The organism is Leptolyngbya sp. FACHB-1624, assembly GCF_047649235.1.
GTDB classification, from domain to species: domain Bacteria; phylum Cyanobacteriota; class Cyanobacteriia; order Leptolyngbyales; family Leptolyngbyaceae; genus Leptolyngbya; species Leptolyngbya boryana.
Map to the genome: position 1 here is coordinate 1,620,748 of NZ_CP180258.1, position 21,408 is coordinate 1,642,155.

16 protein-coding genes are annotated in these 21,408 nt (G+C 48.1%); 11 read left to right on the top strand and 5 right to left on the bottom strand.

What is annotated here, in order from left to right; genetic code table 11:
* The first annotated feature begins 20 nt into the window (after positions 1 to 20).
* Positions 21 to 923, top strand: coding sequence for an ABC transporter permease (locus ACMUEV_RS07480; RefSeq protein WP_017289749.1), 903 nt, complete (start codon positions 21 to 23; stop codon positions 921 to 923).
* 272 nt (positions 924 to 1,195) lie between these two features.
* Here the strand turns inward: ACMUEV_RS07480 and glnT are convergent, their stop codons facing one another.
* Positions 1,196 to 2,554, bottom strand: a complete 1,359-nt coding sequence (glnT, locus tag ACMUEV_RS07485; protein WP_017289748.1) for a type III glutamate--ammonia ligase — start codon at positions 2,552 to 2,554, stop codon at positions 1,196 to 1,198.
* 193 nt (positions 2,555 to 2,747) lie between these two features.
* On the opposite strand from glnT, the gene ACMUEV_RS07490 reads away from it, so the two are divergent.
* Positions 2,748 to 5,561, top strand: a complete 2,814-nt coding sequence (locus ACMUEV_RS07490; protein WP_190652743.1) for an ATP-binding protein — start codon at positions 2,748 to 2,750, stop codon at positions 5,559 to 5,561.
* Complete coding sequence (locus ACMUEV_RS07495; RefSeq protein ID WP_190652742.1) at positions 5,558 to 9,370, top strand: ATP-binding protein; 3,813 nt, start codon at positions 5,558 to 5,560, stop codon at positions 9,368 to 9,370. The genes ACMUEV_RS07490 and ACMUEV_RS07495 overlap by 4 nt, the downstream gene beginning before the upstream one ends.
* Before the next feature lie 109 nt (positions 9,371 to 9,479).
* Here the strand turns inward: ACMUEV_RS07495 and ACMUEV_RS07500 are convergent, their stop codons facing one another.
* On the bottom strand, positions 9,480 to 10,475 hold the full coding sequence (locus tag ACMUEV_RS07500) for a DUF1517 domain-containing protein (RefSeq protein WP_190652741.1): 996 nt from the start codon (positions 10,473 to 10,475) through the stop codon (positions 9,480 to 9,482).
* Positions 10,469 to 11,197, bottom strand: a complete 729-nt coding sequence (gene trmD, locus ACMUEV_RS07505) for a tRNA (guanosine(37)-N1)-methyltransferase TrmD (RefSeq protein WP_017289744.1) — start codon at positions 11,195 to 11,197, stop codon at positions 10,469 to 10,471. Before trmD ends, ACMUEV_RS07500 begins: the two co-directional genes overlap by 7 nt.
* A gap of 173 nt (positions 11,198 to 11,370) precedes the next feature.
* Between trmD and ACMUEV_RS07510 the strand changes: the two genes are divergently transcribed.
* Together ACMUEV_RS07510 and cphA are read left to right on the top strand one after the other, a co-directional pair.
* Entirely contained in the window at positions 11,371 to 12,249 is an 879-nt protein-coding gene (locus ACMUEV_RS07510) for a cyanophycinase (protein WP_348251406.1), read from the top strand.
* Between the two features lie 262 nt (positions 12,250 to 12,511).
* Positions 12,512 to 15,214 carry a cyanophycin synthetase gene (gene cphA / locus ACMUEV_RS07515; protein WP_190652739.1) on the top strand — a complete coding sequence of 901 codons (2,703 nt, stop codon included), beginning with the start codon at positions 12,512 to 12,514 and terminating at the stop codon, positions 15,212 to 15,214.
* Between the two features lie 124 nt (positions 15,215 to 15,338).
* Here the strand turns inward: cphA and ACMUEV_RS07520 are convergent, their stop codons facing one another.
* Positions 15,339 to 16,019 carry a DUF1997 domain-containing protein gene (locus tag ACMUEV_RS07520; protein ID WP_190652738.1) on the bottom strand — a complete coding sequence of 227 codons (681 nt, stop codon included), beginning with the start codon at positions 16,017 to 16,019 and terminating at the stop codon, positions 15,339 to 15,341.
* A gap of 307 nt (positions 16,020 to 16,326) precedes the next feature.
* Between ACMUEV_RS07520 and ACMUEV_RS07525 the strand changes: the two genes are divergently transcribed.
* The gene (locus tag ACMUEV_RS07525) at positions 16,327 to 16,986 is read left to right on the top strand and encodes an NAD(P)H-binding protein (protein ID WP_017289740.1); all 660 of its coding nucleotides are present in this window, start codon (positions 16,327 to 16,329) and stop codon (positions 16,984 to 16,986) included.
* Between the two features lie 120 nt (positions 16,987 to 17,106).
* Positions 17,107 to 17,796 carry an SDR family NAD(P)-dependent oxidoreductase gene (locus ACMUEV_RS07530; RefSeq protein WP_190652737.1) on the top strand — a complete coding sequence of 230 codons (690 nt, stop codon included), beginning with the start codon at positions 17,107 to 17,109 and terminating at the stop codon, positions 17,794 to 17,796.
* Positions 17,797 to 17,932: 136 nt separating this feature from the next.
* Here ACMUEV_RS07530 and ACMUEV_RS07535 read toward each other — a convergent pair whose 3' ends face one another.
* A complete protein-coding gene (locus tag ACMUEV_RS07535) occupies positions 17,933 to 18,274 on the bottom strand; it encodes a metal-sensing transcriptional repressor (RefSeq protein WP_225885683.1) in 342 nt (113 codons plus the stop codon).
* Positions 18,275 to 18,419: 145 nt separating this feature from the next.
* Here ACMUEV_RS07535 and ACMUEV_RS07540 point away from each other — a divergent pair, with 145 nt between their 5' ends.
* From ACMUEV_RS07540 to ACMUEV_RS07555, 4 genes are all read left to right on the top strand, one after another.
* On the top strand, positions 18,420 to 19,580 hold the full coding sequence (locus ACMUEV_RS07540) for an HhoA/HhoB/HtrA family serine endopeptidase (RefSeq protein WP_190652736.1): 1,161 nt from the start codon (positions 18,420 to 18,422) through the stop codon (positions 19,578 to 19,580).
* Between the two features lie 33 nt (positions 19,581 to 19,613).
* Complete coding sequence (locus ACMUEV_RS07545; protein WP_017289736.1) at positions 19,614 to 19,841, top strand: hypothetical protein; 228 nt, start codon at positions 19,614 to 19,616, stop codon at positions 19,839 to 19,841.
* Between the two features lie 92 nt (positions 19,842 to 19,933).
* Positions 19,934 to 20,869 carry an ornithine carbamoyltransferase gene (gene argF / locus ACMUEV_RS07550; RefSeq protein WP_190652735.1) on the top strand — a complete coding sequence of 312 codons (936 nt, stop codon included), beginning with the start codon at positions 19,934 to 19,936 and terminating at the stop codon, positions 20,867 to 20,869.
* A 61-nt stretch (positions 20,870 to 20,930) separates the two neighbouring features.
* The gene (locus tag ACMUEV_RS07555) at positions 20,931 to 21,371 is read left to right on the top strand and encodes an HHL1-like protein (protein ID WP_017289734.1); all 441 of its coding nucleotides are present in this window, start codon (positions 20,931 to 20,933) and stop codon (positions 21,369 to 21,371) included.
* Positions 21,372 to 21,408: the final 37 nt, after the last annotated feature.

A 21,408-nucleotide genomic window follows, 5' to 3' on the forward strand; every position in this document is an offset into this window, starting at 1 on the left:
TCTCTCTCTAGACTGAACCCATGTCATTGATCGATGACGTTTTAATCTGCACTCAAAGGATGAATCCCGTGACTGATGCAAGTCTTAGTTCGCCTCAATCTGTCGATCGACAATATAAGTATCTAAAACCCTCCGTGTTTTGGAGTATCCGTCAAGGATTTCCGCGTCGATTGTCGGCACTGATTGTGATGATCTCGCTGGCAGTTCCACTCTTGCTCTGGTCGCTGATTAGCTATGCTCAAGTCGTTCCACCGATGTTTTTGCCCACACCAACTGCCGTTGTGCAGTCTGGGATTGAAATGTTCATCAACAATGATCTGATCTCAGATGTACTGACCAGTTGTGGGCGAGTGCTAGCAGGATTTGTTGTGGCAGCATTAATTGGTGTACCGATGGGCATTGCTATGGGAACGTTCTACAGCATGGAGAGCCTGTTCGCTCCTTTTGTCGGAACCGTGCGCTACATGCCTGTGACTGCTTTTGTGCCGCTGATTGTGATTTGGTTAGGCTTGGGTGAGGAGTCTAAGATTCTAATCATTACGTTGGGTGTCGTGCTTTATAACGCGATTATGATTGCAGATGCAGTAAAGTTCATTCCCAGTGAGATGATCAATGTTGCTTATACGTTAGGTGCGACACGGCGAGATGTGTTGTTTCGGGTGATTGTTCCGGCGACATTTCCGAGTGTGTTAGATACACTGCGAGTAAATATTTCGGGAGCTTGGAACTATCTCGTGATTGCTGAACTAGTCGCGGCTCAAACTGGCATAGGCTTCAGAATTATTCAAGCCCAACGCTATTTGCAAACTGAGAAAGTGTTGTTCTGCATTTTGCTGATTGGTTTGATTGGACTTGCGATCGATTACGGTCTGAAATGGATGTCGGCAGTGCTCACACCTTGGGCGGATCAGACGCGGCACTAGTAGAGTATTTGAAAAGTAATCGTTGAGACGCACTCACCCGCCCCGAAATGGAATTCCAGGGCTAACTGTGCGAAGCCCTTTGAAAGGACTGCATCGCTCAAGCCTCTGGTTAGTCCAGTTTAGTACTAGCCCCGAATTCACTCCGGGGTAGGATAGCAACGAGAGCGCAGAGTCTTTTCATACTCTCTATCAAACATCCTCCTTAGACTAGGCGAAATTCCCCCCTCAGGTTTCGCCTAGAGTTAGTCAGATTGATTGTAAAAAATGGGGAGCTAGAAGAACTTCATATAGCGCTGAACTTCCCAATCTGAAACATGATTGTGATACTCAAACCATTCTTGAGTTTTGAAATCAACATAGGTTTGATACATTAACGAACCCATTACCGATTCGCTCAACGGGTCAGCAGCAAACGCTTCGATCGCTTCTCCCAAGGTTCGAGGAAGCATCTTAATTCCCATTTCTGCTAGTTCTGCTGTCGTGTAGGTATACATATTCTCAGTATGCGGTTCACCGGGGTCGAGTCCTTCTCGAATCCCTTCTAACCCTGCTGCTAAAATCATCGCTGCACCCAAGTAGGGATTGCAGGAAATATCAGCCGCCCGACATTCAACTCGTCCACCTGCTAGTGGAATGCGCAACATATTCGTGCGATTGTTGTTGCCATAGCAAATATACACAGGTGCCCAAGTAAACCCAGACATACTTCCTCGTGCGATCAACCGCTTGTAGCTATTCACAGTCGGAGCAATCACCGCACAAATCGCAGGCGCATGACGAAGCACACCCGCAATAAACTGATAGCCCAACTTCGACAAACCACAGCGGCGCGGATCTGCTCGATCGACAAACAAATTCTCCCCAGTTTTCAAATCTGCAAGCGACATATTGTAATGCGCGCCGCTTCCTGTACGATTCGCAAACGGCTTGGGCATAAACGTTGCAAAGTAACCATGCTTCCGCGCAATTTCCTTCACCATCAAGCGGAAAAAGATCAAGCGATCGGACATCGTCAGCGCATCTGTATAAGTAAAATCCGTTTCAAACTGACCATTGCCATCTTCGTGATCAAACGAATACACATCCCAACCGAGATGATTCATCGCTTGCACAATCTCGTCTACCCAAGCATAGTTATCGAGCAGTCCTTGTAGGTCATAGCAAGGCTTTGCTAGCGTATCGCGATCGCTGATTGGAACCGCTTGTCCATCCTGATCTTTGAGAATAAAAAACTCAGTTTCAATCCCCAGATTAAACTGAAACCCCATTTCTGCTGCTTGCTGCAACACAGATTTAAGAATGCTGCGACAACACGCCTCAAACGGTTGACCCCGCAAATACAAATCACTCGCAAGCCAAACCATCTCTGAATTCCACGGCAAAATCGTTGCACTGGCAAGATCAGGCATTGTTGCTACTTCTTCATCACTGACCTCTTGAGGAACGCCATCCAAAGCAGCTCCCGTAAATAGCTCTGACCCTTGCATCATTTGGTCAAAATGCGACAGAGGAACCATTTTCGCTTTGCACATGCCATGAATATCAACAAAGCTCGCGATCGCATATTTCACACCTTGGTCTTTGAGCATCGTTTTGAACTGCTGCAAATCCGGATTAAGCTGATGGGTCATAGATTGAGATAGTTATTAAGACTGGACTTTACCGTATCAGACGCAGATTTAATTGCTGATTGGCACTTGTTCAGGTTAAGCAAAATTCTATCTAAAGATAGTGTCTAGCGATACGCGATTGTTTTATCTTTTCTGCTAGTCAACCCTACGCTTACTAAGCCGTTCATCAGAGGGAAAATTGGGAGAATAGAGCGTGGCTCAGGATGAGAAAGCAACAGGCACTGAAGACATCCTGATAGGAAATCAGATTGATGCCTTTTGTATCGTACTGAATGATGCATTACGTCCACTGACAGATGCGGAAGCAATTCAGTCAACAGCAGCGCATGTGCTAGGCGAGTCGTTAGGGGCAAGCCGTGTTGCTTATGCTGAAATTTTACTGAATCCTCAACAAGTGAGCATCTACCGGAGCTACACAAACGGCGTAGCAGAACTGAGCGGGGTATTTAGTACAGAAGAATATGGTCGAGACTTGATCAAAGACTACAGAATGGGGCAACAAGTGATTGTCTCAGATATTCAGCACAGTAAGCGCCTGACAGAGCGTGAGAAAGCAAAGTTCAAAGAGATCGACATTGCCGCCTATTGTGATACGCCTTTGATCAAGAACGGTCAATTAGTCGCCTTGCTCATTGTGCATCAATCGACTCCGCGACAATGGACAAAGCTGGAAGCAAGACAGATCGAAGAAACCGCAGAGCGAACTTGGGCAGCCGTTGAACGGGCACGCGCAGAAGCAGCCCTCCGACAATCTGAGACAAAATATCGCACCTTGTTTGAGTCGATGAATCAAGGATTCTGCCTTTGTGAAATGATGTTTGACGAACAAGGAAATCCGCAAGACTATCGATTCCTAGAAGCCAATTCTATTTTTGAATCGATGACAGGGCTGAAAGGTGCAATCGGAAAAACAGCACGAGAATTAGTCCCTAATTTAGAAGAGTTTTGGTTCGAAACCTATAGTAGAGTTGTACAGACGAGGAAACCTGAACGCTTTGAGAGTGGCTCTCAGGCTATGAATCGATGGTTTGAAGTCAGTGCTTTCCCAATCGATACCTATCCACAGTTTGCCATTTTATTCACCGATATTAGCGATCGTAAACAAGCCGCGATCGCACTGCAAGACAGTGAAGAACAGAGTCGTAACATTCTAGAAAGTATTACCGATGGGTTCTTTGCACTGAATGCCCAATGGCAGTTTACTTACATGAACAAATCGGCTGAAGCATTGCTTGAGCGATCAAGCAACGCTTCGGTCAGCAAGAACCTGTGGACAGAATATCCAGGCTTGATCGGAACTGAGTTTGAGCGAATTTATCGCGGTGCAATGCACGATCAAGTTGTCGGCGCAACAACCGCATTTTATCCCGACCACAATCGATGGTACGAAGTTCGTGCCTATCCAGCCAGGCCAGGCATTACCGTTTACTTTAGAAACGTAACCGAGCAGATCCAAGCTCAAGCAGCACTCCAACACTCTGAGAAACGATATCAAACCTTGTTTGAATCGATCGATGAAGGCTTCTGTGTAATTGAACTCGTGTTTGAGAAGGACATAGCAATTGATTATCGCCTTGTTGAAGTCAATCCAGCTTTTGAACAGCAAACGGGACTGACACAAGCCGTTGGCAAAACAATTCGTGAGCTAATTCCTGAGATTGAAACATTCTGGTTTGATATCTATGCGCAAGTGCTGCGGACAGGCGAACCGACGCGATTTCAGGATCACTCGGCTGCGATGAATCGTTGGTTTGATATCTATGCATTCCGGCTTGAACCTGCTGAAAGCAACAGAGTTGCAGTGCTATTTCAGGATGTGACCGAGCGCAGGCGAATCGAAACAGAGCGCGAAGCTGCACGAGAAGCAGCCGATCAAGCAAATCAGATCAAAGATGAATTTCTCGCGGTTCTCTCTCACGAACTGAGAACGCCACTGAATCCGATTTTAGGCTGGATCAAATTGCTACAATCGGGCAAACTCGATGCCAATCAACAGCGAGGAGCTTTAGCCACGATCGAGCGCAATGCCAAGCTGCAATCTCGACTGATCGAAGATTTACTCGATATCTCCCGAATTATTCAAGGCAAGCTGCTGTTAAATCCTACGATTGTTGATTTGACTCAGATCATTTCTGCCGCCGTTGAGACAGTACGTCTCGCCGCTGCCGCAAAAAACATTCAGTTAACGCTCACTTTTAATCCGACGGCTCCCGTATCGGCTGATCCAGTTCGATTACAGCAAGCTATCTGCAATTTGCTCACCAATGCCGTCAAGTTCACGCCAGACGGCGGAACTGTGACAGTCACATTAAGGTCTAGCGATCACCGGGCTGAAATTCAGGTCATCGACACAGGTAAAGGCATTCAGCCTAATTTTTTGCCTCGGATCTTTGACTCCTTTCAGCAAGAAGATGGCTCAACGACTCGCAAATTTGGCGGATTAGGACTGGGACTCGCGATCGTACAGCGCATCATCGAAATGCATGGCGGAACCGTCCAGGCAGAAAGTCAGGGAGTCAATCACGGCGCGACATTTATTGTAAAACTGCCGATGAATTTGCAAGCGCAATTGAGCAAGAGCGCGCTTGAGCCGCATTGCCCGGATGCAGCGCAAGAAGGAGAGTTAAACCATGTAACAGTTTTACTCATCGACGATGATCTCGATACTCGCGAATATCAGGCTTTCTTACTTGAACAAAATGGTGCAACAGTCATTGCCGTGCCATCTGGACTCGCCGCCTTACAGGTACTCGATCAGACCTTGCCCAATGTCATCGTCAGTGACTTAGGGATGCCTGAGATGGATGGCTACCTGTTAATTCGACAGATTCGTGCTAGAACATCGAAATGGGGAGGAAAAATTCCCGCGATCGCAGTTTCTGCCTATGCAGGAGAGTTTAACCAGCAGCAAGCGCTTGAAGCCGGATTTCAGCAGCATCTTGCCAAACCCATCGAGCCAGAAGAATTGATTCGTGCGATCGCCACATTATCAAGGAGCCAAGCATGAAACCTGAACCGAGCACAGCAAGCTTTCTCCAAGGCGGTGGCGAAATGGGCAGACGCATTCGAGAACTCGATTGGTCAAAGACTCCACTAGGTGAGCCAGAACAATGGCAGCAAAGCTTAAAAACAGCGGTGCGAATTATGCTGACCTCGCGTCAACCAATGTGGATTGCCTGGGGAACCAACTTAACCTACCTCTATAACGACGCGTATCGAGCGATTCTCGGCGGCAAACATCCAGAAATGTTAGGACAGCCGACCTCGGTTGTGTGGCGTGAAATTTGGGATGAGGTCGAGCCGCGAACGGCTTCAGTCATGCTGAGAAACGAAGCGACCTATGATGAATCGCTGCTGCTGATCATGGAGCGCAACGGGTATCCCGAAGAAACTTACTACACGTTTTCATATAGTCCTATCCCGGATGATCAAGGCGGAACAGGCGGGATTATTTGCGCCAATACTGACAATACGCAGCAAGTGATTGGAGAGCGACAGTTAGCATTGTTACGTGTCCTTGCGGCTAAAACTGCGGATGCTCGGACGTTCGATGAGGCTTGTACTTTCAGTGCCCAGTGTTTAGCTGCAAATCCTTATGATCTGCCGTTTGCTTTGATTTATCTGATTGATGTTGAACAGCAGCAAGTGATCTTATCCGGCACAGCGGGAATCGAGCGTGATCATCCGCTGGCGCTTGAAGCGGTCGGATTCGACCAAGATTCGATTTGGCAGTTGAGTGAGGTTGTGCGATCGCAAACATCCGCAATCATTACAAACCTCACCGCTGAGCTTCCCAAAGGCGCATGGCAGCATCCCCCTCATCAAGCCATTGTTATGCCGATCGTCGCCTCAGGAGACACAGGACAAGCTGGTATTTTAGTCGCAGGTCTCAATCCGTTCCGATTGCTAGATGATAACTATCAAGGCTTTCTTGATCTAGTTGCAGGTCAGATCGCAGCAAGCATTGCCAATGCTCAGGCGTATGAAGAAGAACGCAAGCGCGCCGAAACCCTCGCAGAACTCGATCGAGCAAAAACCGTCTTCTTTAACAATATCAGCCACGAATTTCGCACGCCTCTGACGCTGATGTTAAGCCCCACTGAAGAGGCACTCAGCGATCCGATTCATCCCCTTCCTCCGACCCAGCGAGAACGCATCGAGATCGTTCAACGCAACGGAATGCGCTTGCTAAAGCTAGTGAACACTCTGCTAGACTTTTCTCGAATTGAAGCCGGACGAGTGCAAGCCGTTTATGAACCAACTGATCTGGCAAGCTACACAACAGATTTAGCGAGTGTCTTTCGATCTGCGATCGAGCGTGCCAATCTCCAGTTCGTGGTCGATTGTCCTGCACTTCCAGAAGCGGTGTATGTCGATCATGAGATGTGGGAAAAGATTGTTCTGAATCTTCTCTCGAATGCCTTCAAATTTACCTTTGAAGGCAAGATTACTGTGCAGTTGTGCTGGCGGATAGACCAGGTTCAACTGATCGTTCGAGACACCGGAGTTGGCATTCCCGCAGCAGAAATTCCGCATCTGTTTGAGCGGTTCCATCGGGTGAAAGCGTCACAAGGACGAAGCTTTGAAGGATCAGGAATTGGACTTTCTTTAGTTCAAGAATTAGTCAAACTGCACCAAGGCACGATCGAGGTCATCAGCCAGGAAGGAGAAGGAACTTGTTTTACGATCGCCATTCCAACCGGAACCGCTCATCTTCCGGTTGAACAGATTAGCGAAACTCGTACGACCAGCGCAACGGGTGCAAGCTCTTATGTCGAAGAAGCGCTACGATGGCTACCAGACTCAAGTTCCGTTGCTACCCCACTGGACTTGAATCCGGTGATGCAGTCTTCGAGTCCTCAGGCTTACGTTCTACTTGCCGATGATAATGCGGATATGCGGGATTATGTCAAACGTCTTCTCGCTCAGCAGTATGAAGTCAAAGCAGTTTCGGATGGTTTAGCCGTGTTGGATGCGGTTTGCGATCGCACTCCAGATCTCATTCTCACAGATGTGATGATGCCCCAACTCGATGGATTTGGGGTCTTAAGTGCCCTGCGAGACAGCCCGCAAACCCGAGAGATTCCCATCATTCTCCTCTCTGCCCGTGCAGGAGAAGAAGCCAGAGTCGAAGGCTTAGCCGCCGGAGCCGATGATTATCTGACGAAGCCTTTTTCTGCACGTGAGCTATTAGCGAGAGTCGAAGCCACCCTCAAACTCTCGAAACTTCGACAAGAAGCACTCCAACGAGAGCAAACCTTACGAGCCGCGAGTGAAACGGCAAAACAACAAGCCGAAACTGCTCTAAGACGGATCGATCAGCTTCTAGAAAGTATGAGTGATGCGTTTGTGGCTTTAGACCATCACTGGAAAATCATTTATCAAAATGCTACTGCCGAACGCATTAACAATAAACCTCGCTCTGAAGTCATCGGTAAAACACTTTGGGAAGAATGGCCTGCGGCGATCGGAACCGAAATTGAAACGCAATACCGTCGAGCGATCGCGCAACAGACAGCAGCGCACTTTGAACATCACTACTATGAACCGCCGAGCCACGATGTTTGGTTAGAAGTGAACGCTTATCCATTTGAGGAAGGGTTAGGAATTTTTTATCGCGATATTAGCCAACGCAAACAGCTTGAAGCCGAGCAAGCTCATATTCTTCAGCTTGAGCAAGTTGCCCGTGAGAAAGCCGAACAAGCGAATCGGATTAAAGATGAATTTCTCGCGGTGCTCTCGCATGAATTACGATCTCCCTTGAATCCGATCTTAGGCTGGTCGAGGCTCTTGCAAACAGGCAGGTTAGATGCAGAGAAAACGGCTTATGCGTTAGCTACGATCGAGCGCAATGCCAAACTTCAATCGGATCTGATTGCGGATCTACTCGATGTCTCTCGAATTTTGCAGGGCAAGATCAACCTCAATGTAAGCACGGTGAATTTAGCAACGGTGATTCGAGCCGCGATCGAGACGGTTCGGTTAGCAGCTGAATCGAAATCGATTGAGATTGAGACTGCTTTTGAGTCGATGAGCAGCGACATTGCAGGAGATGCGACTCGCTTACAGCAAATTGTCTGGAATTTGCTCTCGAATGCCGTGAAATTTACGCCGACTGGAGGACGGGTGCAGATTTATCTGATTTCGATGGATGATCAAGTTCAAATGACGGTACACGACACAGGAAAGGGGATTGCTCCCGAATTTCTACCGTATGTGTTTGACTATTTTCGGCAAGAAGATGGCGCAACCACTCGTCAGTTTGGTGGGTTAGGATTGGGACTCGCGATCGTTCGATATCTAACTGAACTGCATGGTGGAACTGTAGCGGTTGAAAGCCCCGGTGAAGGACAGGGGGCAACATTTATGGTGCGATTGCCTCGGTTGTCAACTGCATCCGAGCTTCCATTAGAAGCACAATCGCCTGATTCATCTAGCTTGAAAAATATCAAAGTTTTAGCTGTCGATGATGATCCCGATGCGCTTGGGCTTGTGGAGTTTTTGCTCGAAGAAGCTGGAGCGATCGTGGTCTCTGTCAGTTCAGCGCATGCAGCTTTGGCAGCGTTGGCACAATCGCGTTTCGATATTCTCGTCAGTGATATTGGGATGCCAGAGATAGACGGGTACATGCTGATGCAGCGCATCCGAACGTTACCCCCAGAGCAAGGCGGAGAAATCTGCGCGATCGCGCTCACTGCCTATGCAGGAGAGTTGAATCAAAAACAAGCGATCGCCGCTGGATTTCAAAAGCATCTCGCGAAACCGTTGGAATCTGAGGAATTAATTGATGCGATCGCGGCATTGACGAAAAAATAGAGACTTTCGGAGGTGGGGAGTGGGGAGCACCCAGATTGAGATTGCTCCCCACTCCCTATCCAAAATTTATTGCGGTGAAACTCGCCCCTCAATCGTTTTCTCCGCAACTCTAAATCTGCAACATTTTCGGATATTCCAGGAGCATCTCATCGTAAGTGAGGCTATCTCCGTCTGCCTGTGGAGTCCATTGCAGTTCAAACTTCATTAAATACTCTGCATTCAAACTCGCTAACTGATTCAGCACCTCAGTCAACGCTTCCATCGATCGAATCTCCATAAACAGCGGCTTATCATCTGCCGTCCCGACAAGCAATGTCACCACAATATAAGAGGCAGGCTCCTTATCCGGATCAACCTCAAACTCTTTCAGCACCAACTGACCTCCTGCATTCGAGATCGTCTCTGTGGTGTACTTTGTCCGTTCGGCGATCGACAACCGATTAAACGCTTTCTCCGCCTCGTCTCGGGTCTTCACCGTCTCAGAACTCGCCTGCACATGGCTCCAATTTTCCGGCATTCTCAGCAACGCCAAAACTGCCTCTTGCAGCTGCGCGTGCAGCCCTTCGATCGAATCCGTTTCACCCTGCTCCACAATCTCCGTCAATTCCTTCTGAATCGCTCGACCTTCCGCCAGCAATCCCACCTGAATCATGGAAACCGTCACAATATCATTGTCAAGCTCATTGCCCTTGCTCTTTTTCGCACTCTTCAGCAAGTACCACACGAAAAATCCAGCACCACCGACGAGAATTAACGCCACAATCCATAACACGATGCTCGCGCCACTGGAATACCCGCTGCTATAGCCGCCCCCATAATAGCCGCCCCCATAATAGCCACCCCCCTGATATCCCCCAGAATTTGAGCGTCCAGAACTTGAACTTCCAGAGCTTGAGCCACCCGGAGTCGAACTGCCAGAAGAGCGAGAAGACCCACTACTGCGATTAAACGATCCGCCACTGCTGCGACCACCACTGCGTTTCGCATATGCCGCAGAATCAAGCAGCAATTCTGAAGATCGAAACGGCATCGGCACGTGTATCGAGTTCAAAACAGCAGAACTCGCGATCGTGGCACAGAGTAAGCGGAATTTTTTCGTCAACATGGTTCGTGATTTACTTCATCAGGTTTAAATTGCCCCGTCTGCTCCAGCCACTCTTGATATAAATCCGGGCGACGAGTTCGAGTGCGTTCGATCTGTTGCTGCGTCCGCCAGCGATCGATTTCAGCATGGTTGCCCGATCGCAAAACAGTCGGAACTTCCCATTCTCGAAACACGGGCGGACGGGTGTATTGCGGATAATCGAGCAATCCTGTTTCAAAACTTTCCAATTTCAGCGACTCTTCCTTGCCAATCGCACCCGGTAACAGCCGAATCGTGCCGTTTAAAAGCGCTAAAGCCGGAATCTCTCCACACGTCAACACAAAATCTCCTAACGAGACCTCGCGCGTCACCAAATTCAGCACCCGCTCGTCTATCCCTTCATAATGTCCGCAAATGATGACAATCTGATCAAAATTCGCCGAAAATTCCTTGAGCAAATCTTGTCGCATCGGCTCACCTTGCGGTGTCACAAATACTACCTCGCGACGGGGCAGTACGGGTAAAGATTCGACCGCTGCGAAAATTGGCTCTGGCTTCATCAACATGCCGACCCCGCCCCCGTAAGGCTCATCATCGACTCGGCGATGTTTATCGATCGCAAAATCTCGCGGATTAGTTAGATGCACCTCCGCGATTTGTTTCGCCAAAGCTTTCCCCAGTAATCCAGATTGCAGCGGCGACGCAAAAAAATCTGGAAACAACGTGACAATATCGAAGCGCATGTTGATAAATAAGAACGAAGAACTGTTAACAAAAAATTAATAGTTTGGCATGATGGAGAGTCATAAGAAATCAAAAATTAAATTTATAGCGTTAGACGATACAACTCCCGCGCCAGCGCGATGCGAATTTCGATTTCCCTGTTCACCCTTCACATATCATCCCTCATCCCTTCATGCTAGAGTCAGTCTTGCAATCGTTTGAACCGCAGATGCCTCAGTCTCTCAATACCGCCATTATGGTAATTGGCGGCGCAGAAGATAAAATTCATGGACGCGAAATCCTGCAAAACTTTTTCTTTCGGGCAGGAGGAAGTGATGCCCGCATCGCGATTATTCCCTCCGCTTCCCGTGAACCCCTAGTGATTGGCGATCGCTATTACACTATCTTCTCCGATATGGGCGCTCAGGAAATCAAGGTACTGAACATTCTTGATCGGGCGCAATGTGACGCACCCGAGATGCAAGAGTATGTCAGCGAATGTAGCGCTGTTTTCCTGACTGGAGGCGATCAATTACGCCTGTGTGGATTGTTATCGGATACGCCTGTGATGGATATTGTGCGATCGCGCGCCCAATCCGGCGAAATTACCCTCGCAGGCACCAGCGCTGGTGCCGCTGTCATGGGACATCACATGATTGCTGGCGGCGGCAGTGGTGAATCTCCCAATCATTCTTTAGTCGATATGACCCTCGGACTTGGCATCATTCCAGAAGTCTTAGTCGATCAACATTTTCATAATCGCAATCGCATGGCGAGATTAATGAGCGCGATCGTTGCCCATCCCGACCGATTAGGAATTGGAATTGATGAAGACACCTGTGCATTATTTGAAGGAGACGGCATTTTACAAGTCCTAGGCAAAGGAGCTGTCACCATCCTTGACCCCAGCGAAATGAACTACACCAATCAAGCCGAAATCAACAAAACCGACCCGATTTGTATGGGAAATTTGCGCTTGCATGTTCTCAGTGCGGGTTGTCGATTTGACCTACGGCGGCGCACCATACTCTTGCGGGAATCTCGGAGAAAGCCATTCTGGGATCGCCCCTAGAGATTGAAGAAATCAGATTTTCTTAACTTGTAGATTTGAGGATGTCTGGTAGCGTTTCGATGAGATCAGGTTGCACGATGTTACAGAATTGCTTGAATTCCCGACTTTTGGCGGCAACAGTTCTTTACACAAACTGTTTATCATGGACACTTCCCTGCTCAGATTGCATCTGAAACTAGATAACTGCTTTTGCAGGTAATCTAGTTCAGATCTTGATTGCCCAACTAACTAAACGCCAGCCTGTATCCCTGAATAGACCCCTATGAAGATACTCAAAGTTCAGACGTTACGTGGACCCAACTATTGGAGTATTCGCCGCCATAAAGTTGTTTTAATGCGTCTAGATCTCGAAGATCTGGCAGAAACACCTTCTAACTTAATTCCTGGGTTCTACGAAGGTCTGGTCGAGTTACTTCCTTCGCTTGTCGAACATTTCTGTTCTCCAGGCTGCCGAGGTGGCTTTTTGGCGCGCGTTCGCGAAGGCACAATGATGGGACATATCATTGAGCATGTGGCGCTAGAACTTCAAGAATTAACCGGAATGCTGGTTGGGTTTGGACGAACTCGCGAAACCGCCGAACCGGGCGTGTACCAAGTTGCGATCGAATATATTCACGAACGCGCCGGACGCTATGCAGCGAGGGCTGCCGTCCGAATTTGCCAAACCCTGGTTGAAACCGGACGATATCCAAAAGAAGAACTTGAAAAAGATCTCAACGACCTGCGCGAAATTGCCGCAGAGTGCAGTTTAGGACCGAGTACCGAAACGATCGTCAAAGAAGCCGAAACCCGCAATATTCCTTGGACAGAACTCGGCGCGCGCGCCATGATTCAACTGGGCTTTGGTGTCCATCAGAAGCGCATTCAAGCGACGTTGAGCAATCGGACTGGCATTCTTGGAGTTGAGCTTGCCTCCGATAAAGAAGGAACGAAACAAATGCTGCGAGCGTCTGGAGTTCCAGTTCCGCGTGGCACTGTTATTAGCTATTTAGACGAATTAGAAGATGCGATCGCGGATGTCGGTGGATATCCGATCGTGATTAAGCCGCTGAATGGCAATCATGGGCGAGGCATTACGATTAACATTACAACCTGGGAACAAGCCGAAGCTGCTTACGATGCAGCCAAAGATGTTTCTAAGTCGGTCATCATTGAACGGTTCTATCAGGGTCGCGATCACCGAGTTTTAGTCGTCAATGGGAAAGTTGTTGCTGTAGCTGAAAGAGTTCCTGCACATGTAGTAGGAGATGGTCGCTCGACGATTCAACAATTAATTGATGAAACGAATCGAGATCCGCGACGTGGTACAGGTCACGATAATGTCCTGACGAAGATCGAAGTCGATCGCACGTCTTGGGAATTGTTAGAACAGAAAGGCTATAACTTGGAAACGGTACTACCAGCAGGCGAGATGTGCTATCTGAGAGCAACTGCGAACCTCAGTACTGGCGGCATTGCTATCGATCGTACCGATGACATTCATCCTGAAAATCTCTGGTTAGCTGAGCGCGTCGTAAAAATTATCGGCTTAGATATTGCGGGAATTGATATCGTCACTGAGGATATCTCAAAGCCGTTGCGCGAAGTCGATGGTGTGATTGTCGAAGTCAATGCGGCTCCCGGGTTCCGGATGCACGTTTGTCCGAGTGAAGGGATTCCGCGCAATGTCGCTGAACCCGTGATCGATATGCTATTTCCGAATCATTCCAATGGTCGCATCCCAATCATTGCGATTACTGGAACAAACGGAAAAACAACCACAACGCGCTTAATTGCTCATCTGTTTAAACAGACGAAGCAAGTCGTAGGTTACACCACAACCGATGGCACTTATATTGGGGACTACCTCGTTGAACCTGGCGATAATACCGGGCCTCAAAGCGCACAGTTAATCCTGCAAGATCCAACTGTAGAAGTTGCTGTACTCGAAAGTGCTAGAGGTGGAATTCTGCGATCGGGTTTAGCCTTCAATGCCTGTGATGTGGGTGTCGTTCTGAACGTCGCCGCTGATCACCTGGGGCTTGGAGATATTAATACGATCGACGAAATGGCGCGAGTCAAAAGCGTCGTCGCGGAAGCTGCACTGCCCAAAGGCTATGTCGTCTTGAATGCGGATGATCCGTTAGTTTCAGCAATGGCAAGTCGCGTTTCGGCTCAGATTGCTTACTTCTCGATGAATGCAGAGAATGAATTAATTCGATCGCATACCCAACGAGGTGGACTCGCAGCCGTGTATGAAAATGGCTATCTCTCGATCTTGAAAGGCGATTGGACACTGAGAATCGAACAAGCGATCAATGTTCCCTTAACTTTGGGTGGACGTGCGCCCTTCATGATTGCTAATGCTCTAGCTGCAAGTTTGGCAGCATTTGCTCAAGGCGTTCGGATTGAAGAAATTCGAGCAGCCTTGATGACATTCCAAGCTTCAACCAAGCAAACACCAGGGCGGATGAATCTCTTCAACTTGGGTCATTTCCATGTGTTGATCGACTATGCCCACAATCCGCATAGCTACAAGGCATTAGGTGGCTTTGTTCAGAATTGGACGGATGGCGATCGCATTGGAGTAATCGGCGCACCGGGAGATCGACGCGATGAAGATTTTGTCGAGTTAGGCACACTCTCCGCAGACTTATTCGATCGCATGATCATTAAAGAAGATGACGACAATCGCGGACGCGAGCGTGGCAATACCGCTGAATTCATTGTGCAAGGCGTAAAAGCAACGAAACCGGATGCTCGATATGAAGTCATTCTCGATGAAACTCAAGCGATCGAGGCGGCGCTAGAAAGTGCAACTCCTGGCAGTTTAGTGGTGATCTTGCCGGAAAGTGTCACGAGAGCGATCAAGCTCATTGAGGCTCGAAATGCAGTTCAGGTCATGACCCCGGTTGTAACTCTAAATGGCAATTCAGATCCTGTGCAGCCCCAGATGGTCGCGAGAGAAGCAATCCCAACTTCCTAGTAATTTCTAGCGAATGATTGGACGCTGCCTTGTACTTTAGCCAACCAATTAAAAAAATCCCTCGCACATCAAACGCGAGGGATTTTGCACTTGAGTCTGTCAAAATCAGTTGAACTGCGATCGCTTACAAAAACCGCTTACGTACACGCTTTGGAACCGTCAAATTTCGAGACGAATGAAAATCTTCTTGAACTTTATGCGTTAGACGACGCGAAACCTGACGAACAACCTGTTTGAGAATCCGCTCTCCCGTACTTTTAATCAACGCATCTGGCAAAGCATGAATAAAGCGCGGAAACTGAATCGCCACATTCAAATCAAGCTGCCACTGCACCTGAGTCATTTTCGAGTTGGAATCAGTGGGGCTTGGATGCTCCACCAGATTCAATGCCGCTTTAAAATCTACCTCGTAACCCAGATAAGTATCGTCTGGAACCGGAACCGTCTCAATCCGATAAATCCCTTCCTGCTGTGGCAACAGATCTAACCCCACTCGCGGCTCCACATCGTATCCAAACGCCCCGAAATGTCCAATGATCAGCGCATAGCTATTTTGTCCGATCGGTTCGACCTGCATCGGATGCGCGCAGCGTCGAAACCATTCTTGATGCACATCCAGATAGGCTGCTACCGTTCGCGCATCAGCATTCATCTCCATGCAGTCCACAAACTGGCTCGAAAACACCGTTGGCTCATTAATCAGAGCATCCGTGTGAGCAGGAGTCACATTTCCACCCGCAGCATCGGTGGGGCGGGCGAAATTGGGATTCGCGAAGTCTGAGGGATCGGTCGGTTGCGATTGCATTCACTCTCTCTTCCGTTTGCCGTGGTTCTACGTCAAGGTTCCCCAAAGGATACTGATAGGCTCCACTTTCAGTCGGGGCTTCTCCTGAAAATCAGTAAAATCCATGCGGATTTCAGATGAGTACAGCCATCTATTTCTATCTTTACAAAAGTTAAGGATGTGCCTTACATATCCTACTCCGTGTACGAGGGTTTGGGAAGGGTAAGCCAAAAAAATCGCGGATCGAGCTGGCATTGATCACACTTCTGCACGATGTAGATTAGAAAGGGTCAGCAAAATATTGATAGACAGTGATTTGGTAAATTCTATGAAAGCATTTGTAGCAGGGGCGACGGGTGAAACGGGACGTAGGATTGTTCAACAACTCGTCGATCGCGGAATTCCTGTGCGCGCGCTCGTGCGCGATCCCGAAAAAGCACGATCGATTTTACCCACTGGGGTTGAATTGGTGAAAGGGGATGTCTTGAATAAAGCAGACTTAGTCGGCGCGATCGCAGACTCCACCGTGTTGTTCTGCGCAACGGGAGCGAAACCGAGCTTCGATCCCACCCAACCCTATAAAGTCGATTTAGAAGGCACAAAGAATCTCGTCGATGCTGCGAAAGCGAAAGGAATTGAGCATTTTGTATTCGTTTCCTCACTGTGTACCTCACAGTTTTTTCACCCATTAAACTTGTTCTGGTTAATTCTGGTCTGGAAGAAACAGGCAGAAGAATATCTACAAAAGAGCGGACTCACTTACACGATCGTGCGTCCGGGGGGCTTAAAGAACGAAGACAATCAAGATCGCATTATCATGTCCTCGGCAGATACCCTCAGCGAAGGCAGCATTCCCCGCACCAAAGTTGCACAAGTTTGCATCGAGTCTGCCTTTCAGCCCAGTGCTCGCAACAAAATTGTAGAAATCGTGGCAAAACCAGAAGCCCCTGAGCAATCGTTTGAAGCGCTCTTTGCTTCAGTTGCTTAAGCCTCTATGTTTGATCTTTCGCTCCGTTCTTTTGCGAAACGGAGTGAAAGATTCCAAGGTTCCACGATACCCCGCAATCATTTGTTAGATTTCAGGAAGCGCATGTTTCAAGAGTTGGATATGGAATCTGAGAAAAGAGAAATTGTTGTAGTCGGAGCGAGTCGGGGGATTGGAGCGGCTGTGGCGCAGCACTTTGCCCAAAAAGGTGATTCTGTGTTCTCGATTTCCAGAAGTCAGCCGATAGCAGGAAAGTGGATTCAAGCAGATATTTCCACTCCAGAAGGAATCCAATCCATTGTCAGTCGCATTGGTGACTCAACAATCGATGCCCTCTTGTTTATGGGAGGAGTTTGGGAAAACGGCGCATTTACCGATCAATATGACTTTATGACAAGCTCTGATCAAGAAACTCGCTTTGTGATAGCTGTCAATACGATTGCGCCGATTGAACTGACCAAGCAGCTTGCTAAAAACCTTGCCCAGTCTGACAATCCAAGAGCCATATTTATTGGTGCACTCTCAGGATTGGATCACTCTCCAACGATCGAGGTCGCAAATACAGCATCTAAATTTGGGTTAAGGGGAGCAGCCCAGGCATTGAAACTTGCTCTTTGTGATTACAAGATTGGGATTACGGTCATTAACCCAGGCAATATCGCAACTGAAGAAGTCATAGCAGATATTGAAGAGGGTAGATTTACACCACAAGTTCCAATTTCACTGGCAGATGTCATTTCTACAATTGAATGGATTCTCACACTTTCAAATACTGTCGATATTGGAGAGATTAATATGTATCAGAAAGGGTAATCAAGAAATCTTCTAAAGAGATAGAGATTATCAAGGTCGCTGAGAAATTGCGACATCTAAAAACCCTTGTACAGCGGACTACCCAAGAGAGATCGCTGAGTGATTGAAATTTCTAGTTGTTCCGATATAGACACCGTCAAGTTAGAAAGCGATCGAGGGCTGTTTTCAGTTCTTCAATTTCCGCTTCAATATTGCCTTCTTGAGCCGCACGCGCCACACATTGAGATAAGTGCTCGTCTAAAATCAAACGAGCTACTCGATCGAGTGCCCCGCGGACTGCGGCAACTTGGACTAAAACATCTGGGCAAGGTCGATCGCTTTCTACCATCGCTTTAATACCCCGCACATGTCCTTCAATTCGAGAAAGACGATTGACCACCTTCCGAATCGATTCTTCGCTATGGACATGATCATGCGGCTCATGATCGTGATGATGAGAGTGCGACTCCGTACCGTGAGGCAAATCTGAGGTCGTCATCGTCTTCAAACTCATTAGAGATCCTGTCTGATCTTAGTGCGAGGTGTGGAGAATGGGGTGAAATCTCTACCAGACTCGATTTTGTTTTCAGTCGTAGGATAGGAATAATGGCTAGACAGCGGCATTTTCATTAGGTTTAAGAATTATGCAACGCGCTCAACTCTCAAATCAGCTTCGGCGAATTCAAATTGCGATCGTCACACTCGCGCTGATGTTCGGCTTTACCCTATCGCTTCCCCAATCGGTGAAAGCCGAGACAACTGAAGCAGCACAACCCGCTCCGCGCGCCATTACACGCGGTAGCTTTGTTGCGGAAGCCGTGCAAAAAGTGGGAAAAGCGGTCGTCAGAATCGACACCGAGAAAACCGTTACAAGACGGGCTGATCCGATGCTCGATGATCCCATGTTTCGCCGATTCTTTGGGGAAGATTTTGCTCCACGATCGGAGACATTACGCGGTCAAGGGTCGGGATTTGTGATTGAGAAAAGCGGCATTATTCTGACTAATTCGCATGTGGTCAACGGTGCGGACAAAGTGACTGTGACCTTGAAAGACGGACGAGTGTTTGAAGGAAAAGTCCGAGGCTTTGATGAAGTGACGGATTTAGCTGTGGTCAAAGTTGAGGGCAAAGATCTGCCCACTGCACCTTTAGCCGATTCTGACCAAGTGCAAGTTGGAGATTGGGCGATCGCAGTCGGCAATCCCCTCGGCTTAGATAACACTGTGACCTTGGGAATTGTCAGTACGTTACATCGATCGAGCGCTCAGATTGGTTTATCCGATAAACGCTTAGATTTCTTACAAACCGATGCCGCAATCAATCCCGGAAATTCGGGTGGCCCCTTGCTCAACGATCGTGGCGAAGTGATCGGAATTAACACTGCCATCCGCCCGGATGCGATGGGAATTGGGTTTGCGATTCCGATCAATAAAGCGAAATCCGTCAAAGATGCACTTGCTAAGGGTGAAAAGATTCCACATCCTTACATTGGCGTGCAAATGACGACCTTAACTCCTGAAATTGCGCGTCAAAACAATACCGATCCAAATTCGCCGTTTGAAGTCCCTGAAGTCAATGGCGTGATTGTCGTGCGCGTTGTGCCAAATTCTCCGGCTGCTGCGGCTGGCTTCCGCCGAGGTGATGTCGTCACTGAAATTGATGGACAAGCAATTTCTAAAGCAGAACAGCTTCAAGCCCTGGTGGAAAATGTGAAACCCGGTCAAACCTTGAAAGTTCAGGTTCAGCGGGGCAAGCAAATGCAGCAATTGTTAGTTAAGCCTGCGGAACTGCAAGACGTGGGCTAGTAGTTTCTCACTAGCATTCGGAGGAATTTAAACATGGCTCAGAATCGATTTTTGATGTTTCTGATTGGGTTGGCAGTTGGACTGTTCATCGCCTGGGTTCCGTTGTCGATCGCAGTTTACTTTAACCAAAGCGGATATCACTTGGCTCACTATCTCGTTCTCACCGTATCCTCGATTTTCTTTGGGGGATTAGCGGCAGTGCAACAAGAAAAATTTGGCAACACCATCCAACGAGTCTTAGATTCGATGACTTGGGGCTAATCCTGGTAGATTTGCTACTCTTAAAAGAACAACGCTCCTTTACTGTCTAAGTGAGGAGCGATTTTTATTTCTTGATTTGTGAGGAGCATCATATGGGTTCACTTAAAGGACGGGATTTATTGAAATTGTCAGATCTCAGCCCAGACGAAGTGATGGAGTTGCTAGAGATTGCAGCACAGCTTAAATCTGGAAAATTAAACCCACGGATCACGGTCAACGGTCATCCGCCCGTGTTGGGATTGCTGTTCTATAAAGCCTCGACTCGAACCCGTGTGAGCTTCTCAACTGCCATGTATCACCTGGGTGGGCAAGTTCTTGATTTGCCCTTGAATGCCACTCAGGTGAGCCGTGGAGAACCGATCGAAGATACGGCAAGAGTCCTCGATCGCTATCTCGACATCTTGGCAATTCGCACCTTTGAACAGTCGGATCTCGACACATTTGCTCAAGAAATGCAGATTCCAGTCATCAATGCCCTGACGGATTTAGAGCATCCTTGCCAGGTTTTAGCCGACTTACAAACGATTCAAGAAACCTTTTCGACCCTTTCCGGTTTGACGCTGACGTATGTCGGAGATGGCAATAATGTCGCGCATTCGCTCATGTTGGGCTGTGCCTTAGTGGGTATGAATGTCCGCATTGCAACTCCTACAGACTACCGACCTCTGCCCGAAATTGTGCAACTGACGGAAAAAATTGCCAACGGTAAATCCGAAGTGCTGTTAACCGATGATCCGATCGCGGCCGCAAAAGATTCCCATGTGCTCTATACCGATGTCTGGGCAAGTATGGGACAAGAGGATCTCGCCGAAAGCCGAATTCCGATTTTTCAGCCTTACCAAGTGAATTCCGAGTTGATGAGTTATGCGGATAAAGACGCGATCGTGCTGCACTGTCTTCCGGCACATCGGGGCGAAGAAATCACCGAGGATGTGATCGAAGGCTCTCAATCGAAAGTTTGGGATCAAGCCGAAAATCGTATGCACGCTCAAAAAGCGCTCATGGCAAGTTTGCTCGGTGCAGTCTGATCCCAAACTTCCTTAAAATGTCGTAAACTTTTGTTAATAAGGACACTTCTAACTTGAGATTATGACAAGCTCTCCTGGATTCGGAAAAAAGGTTCATAAAGAGAAGAAGCAAACGACTGGGACGGCAAAACGTGCCCAAGCCTCGAAGCAGTTTGACGACTTCAAATCGAAAGGGCTACCCGAATATGAGATCTACCTCCGAGTCCAGGGCAAAAAGAAACTGCAATGGTTTCCCATTGGCGCGATCGCAGTAAAACGCTCCTCTCAAATCAGTGCAGCCATTTACGCCAACGAAGAAGAACTCTTAAAAGGCGCATTCCGTCTCTTCCCTGGCTTACGCAAAGAGCGCGAATCGCTGGAATATGGCTATCGCTTGAAAGAATTTAAAGACGAAGAAATTCAATTAGCCGTCCGCCCGACACCTGGAGTTCCCGGAGTGCTGCAAGGTGCGATCGCCTCGGTGGGCGAAAAAATCGGCGGATTATTCAGCAAAGCAAAATAATGCCCATCTGCTTAGCTTGAGCATCTTGAAATTAGAA

What these genes read in the sequence shown, in the direction of transcription:
- trmD (WP_017289744.1), bottom strand. Translation starts at nt 11,197, where the DNA reads ATGCGCTTCGATATTGTCACGTTGTTTCCAGATTTTTTTGCGTCGCCG.
- ACMUEV_RS07510 (WP_348251406.1), top strand. Translation starts at nt 11,371, where the DNA reads ATGCTAGAGTCAGTCTTGCAATCGTTTGAACCGCAGATGCCTCAGTCT.
- argF (WP_190652735.1), top strand. Translation starts at nt 19,934, where the DNA reads ATGGGTTCACTTAAAGGACGGGATTTATTGAAATTGTCAGATCTCAGC.
- ACMUEV_RS07545 (WP_017289736.1), top strand. Translation starts at nt 19,614, where the DNA reads ATGGCTCAGAATCGATTTTTGATGTTTCTGATTGGGTTGGCAGTTGGA.
- ACMUEV_RS07500 (WP_190652741.1), bottom strand. Translation starts at nt 10,475, where the DNA reads ATGTTGACGAAAAAATTCCGCTTACTCTGTGCCACGATCGCGAGTTCT.
- ACMUEV_RS07525 (WP_017289740.1), top strand. Translation starts at nt 16,327, where the DNA reads ATGAAAGCATTTGTAGCAGGGGCGACGGGTGAAACGGGACGTAGGATT.
- ACMUEV_RS07495 (WP_190652742.1), top strand. Translation starts at nt 5,558, where the DNA reads ATGAAACCTGAACCGAGCACAGCAAGCTTTCTCCAAGGCGGTGGCGAA.
- ACMUEV_RS07540 (WP_190652736.1), top strand. Translation starts at nt 18,420, where the DNA reads ATGCAACGCGCTCAACTCTCAAATCAGCTTCGGCGAATTCAAATTGCG.
- ACMUEV_RS07520 (WP_190652738.1), bottom strand. Translation starts at nt 16,019, where the DNA reads ATGCAATCGCAACCGACCGATCCCTCAGACTTCGCGAATCCCAATTTC.
- ACMUEV_RS07555 (WP_017289734.1), top strand. Translation starts at nt 20,931, where the DNA reads ATGACAAGCTCTCCTGGATTCGGAAAAAAGGTTCATAAAGAGAAGAAG.
- glnT (WP_017289748.1), bottom strand. Translation starts at nt 2,554, where the DNA reads ATGACCCATCAGCTTAATCCGGATTTGCAGCAGTTCAAAACGATGCTC.
- cphA (WP_190652739.1), top strand. Translation starts at nt 12,512, where the DNA reads ATGAAGATACTCAAAGTTCAGACGTTACGTGGACCCAACTATTGGAGT.
- ACMUEV_RS07535 (WP_225885683.1), bottom strand. Translation starts at nt 18,274, where the DNA reads ATGACGACCTCAGATTTGCCTCACGGTACGGAGTCGCACTCTCATCAT.
- ACMUEV_RS07530 (WP_190652737.1), top strand. Translation starts at nt 17,107, where the DNA reads ATGGAATCTGAGAAAAGAGAAATTGTTGTAGTCGGAGCGAGTCGGGGG.
- ACMUEV_RS07480 (WP_017289749.1), top strand. Translation starts at nt 21, where the DNA reads ATGTCATTGATCGATGACGTTTTAATCTGCACTCAAAGGATGAATCCC.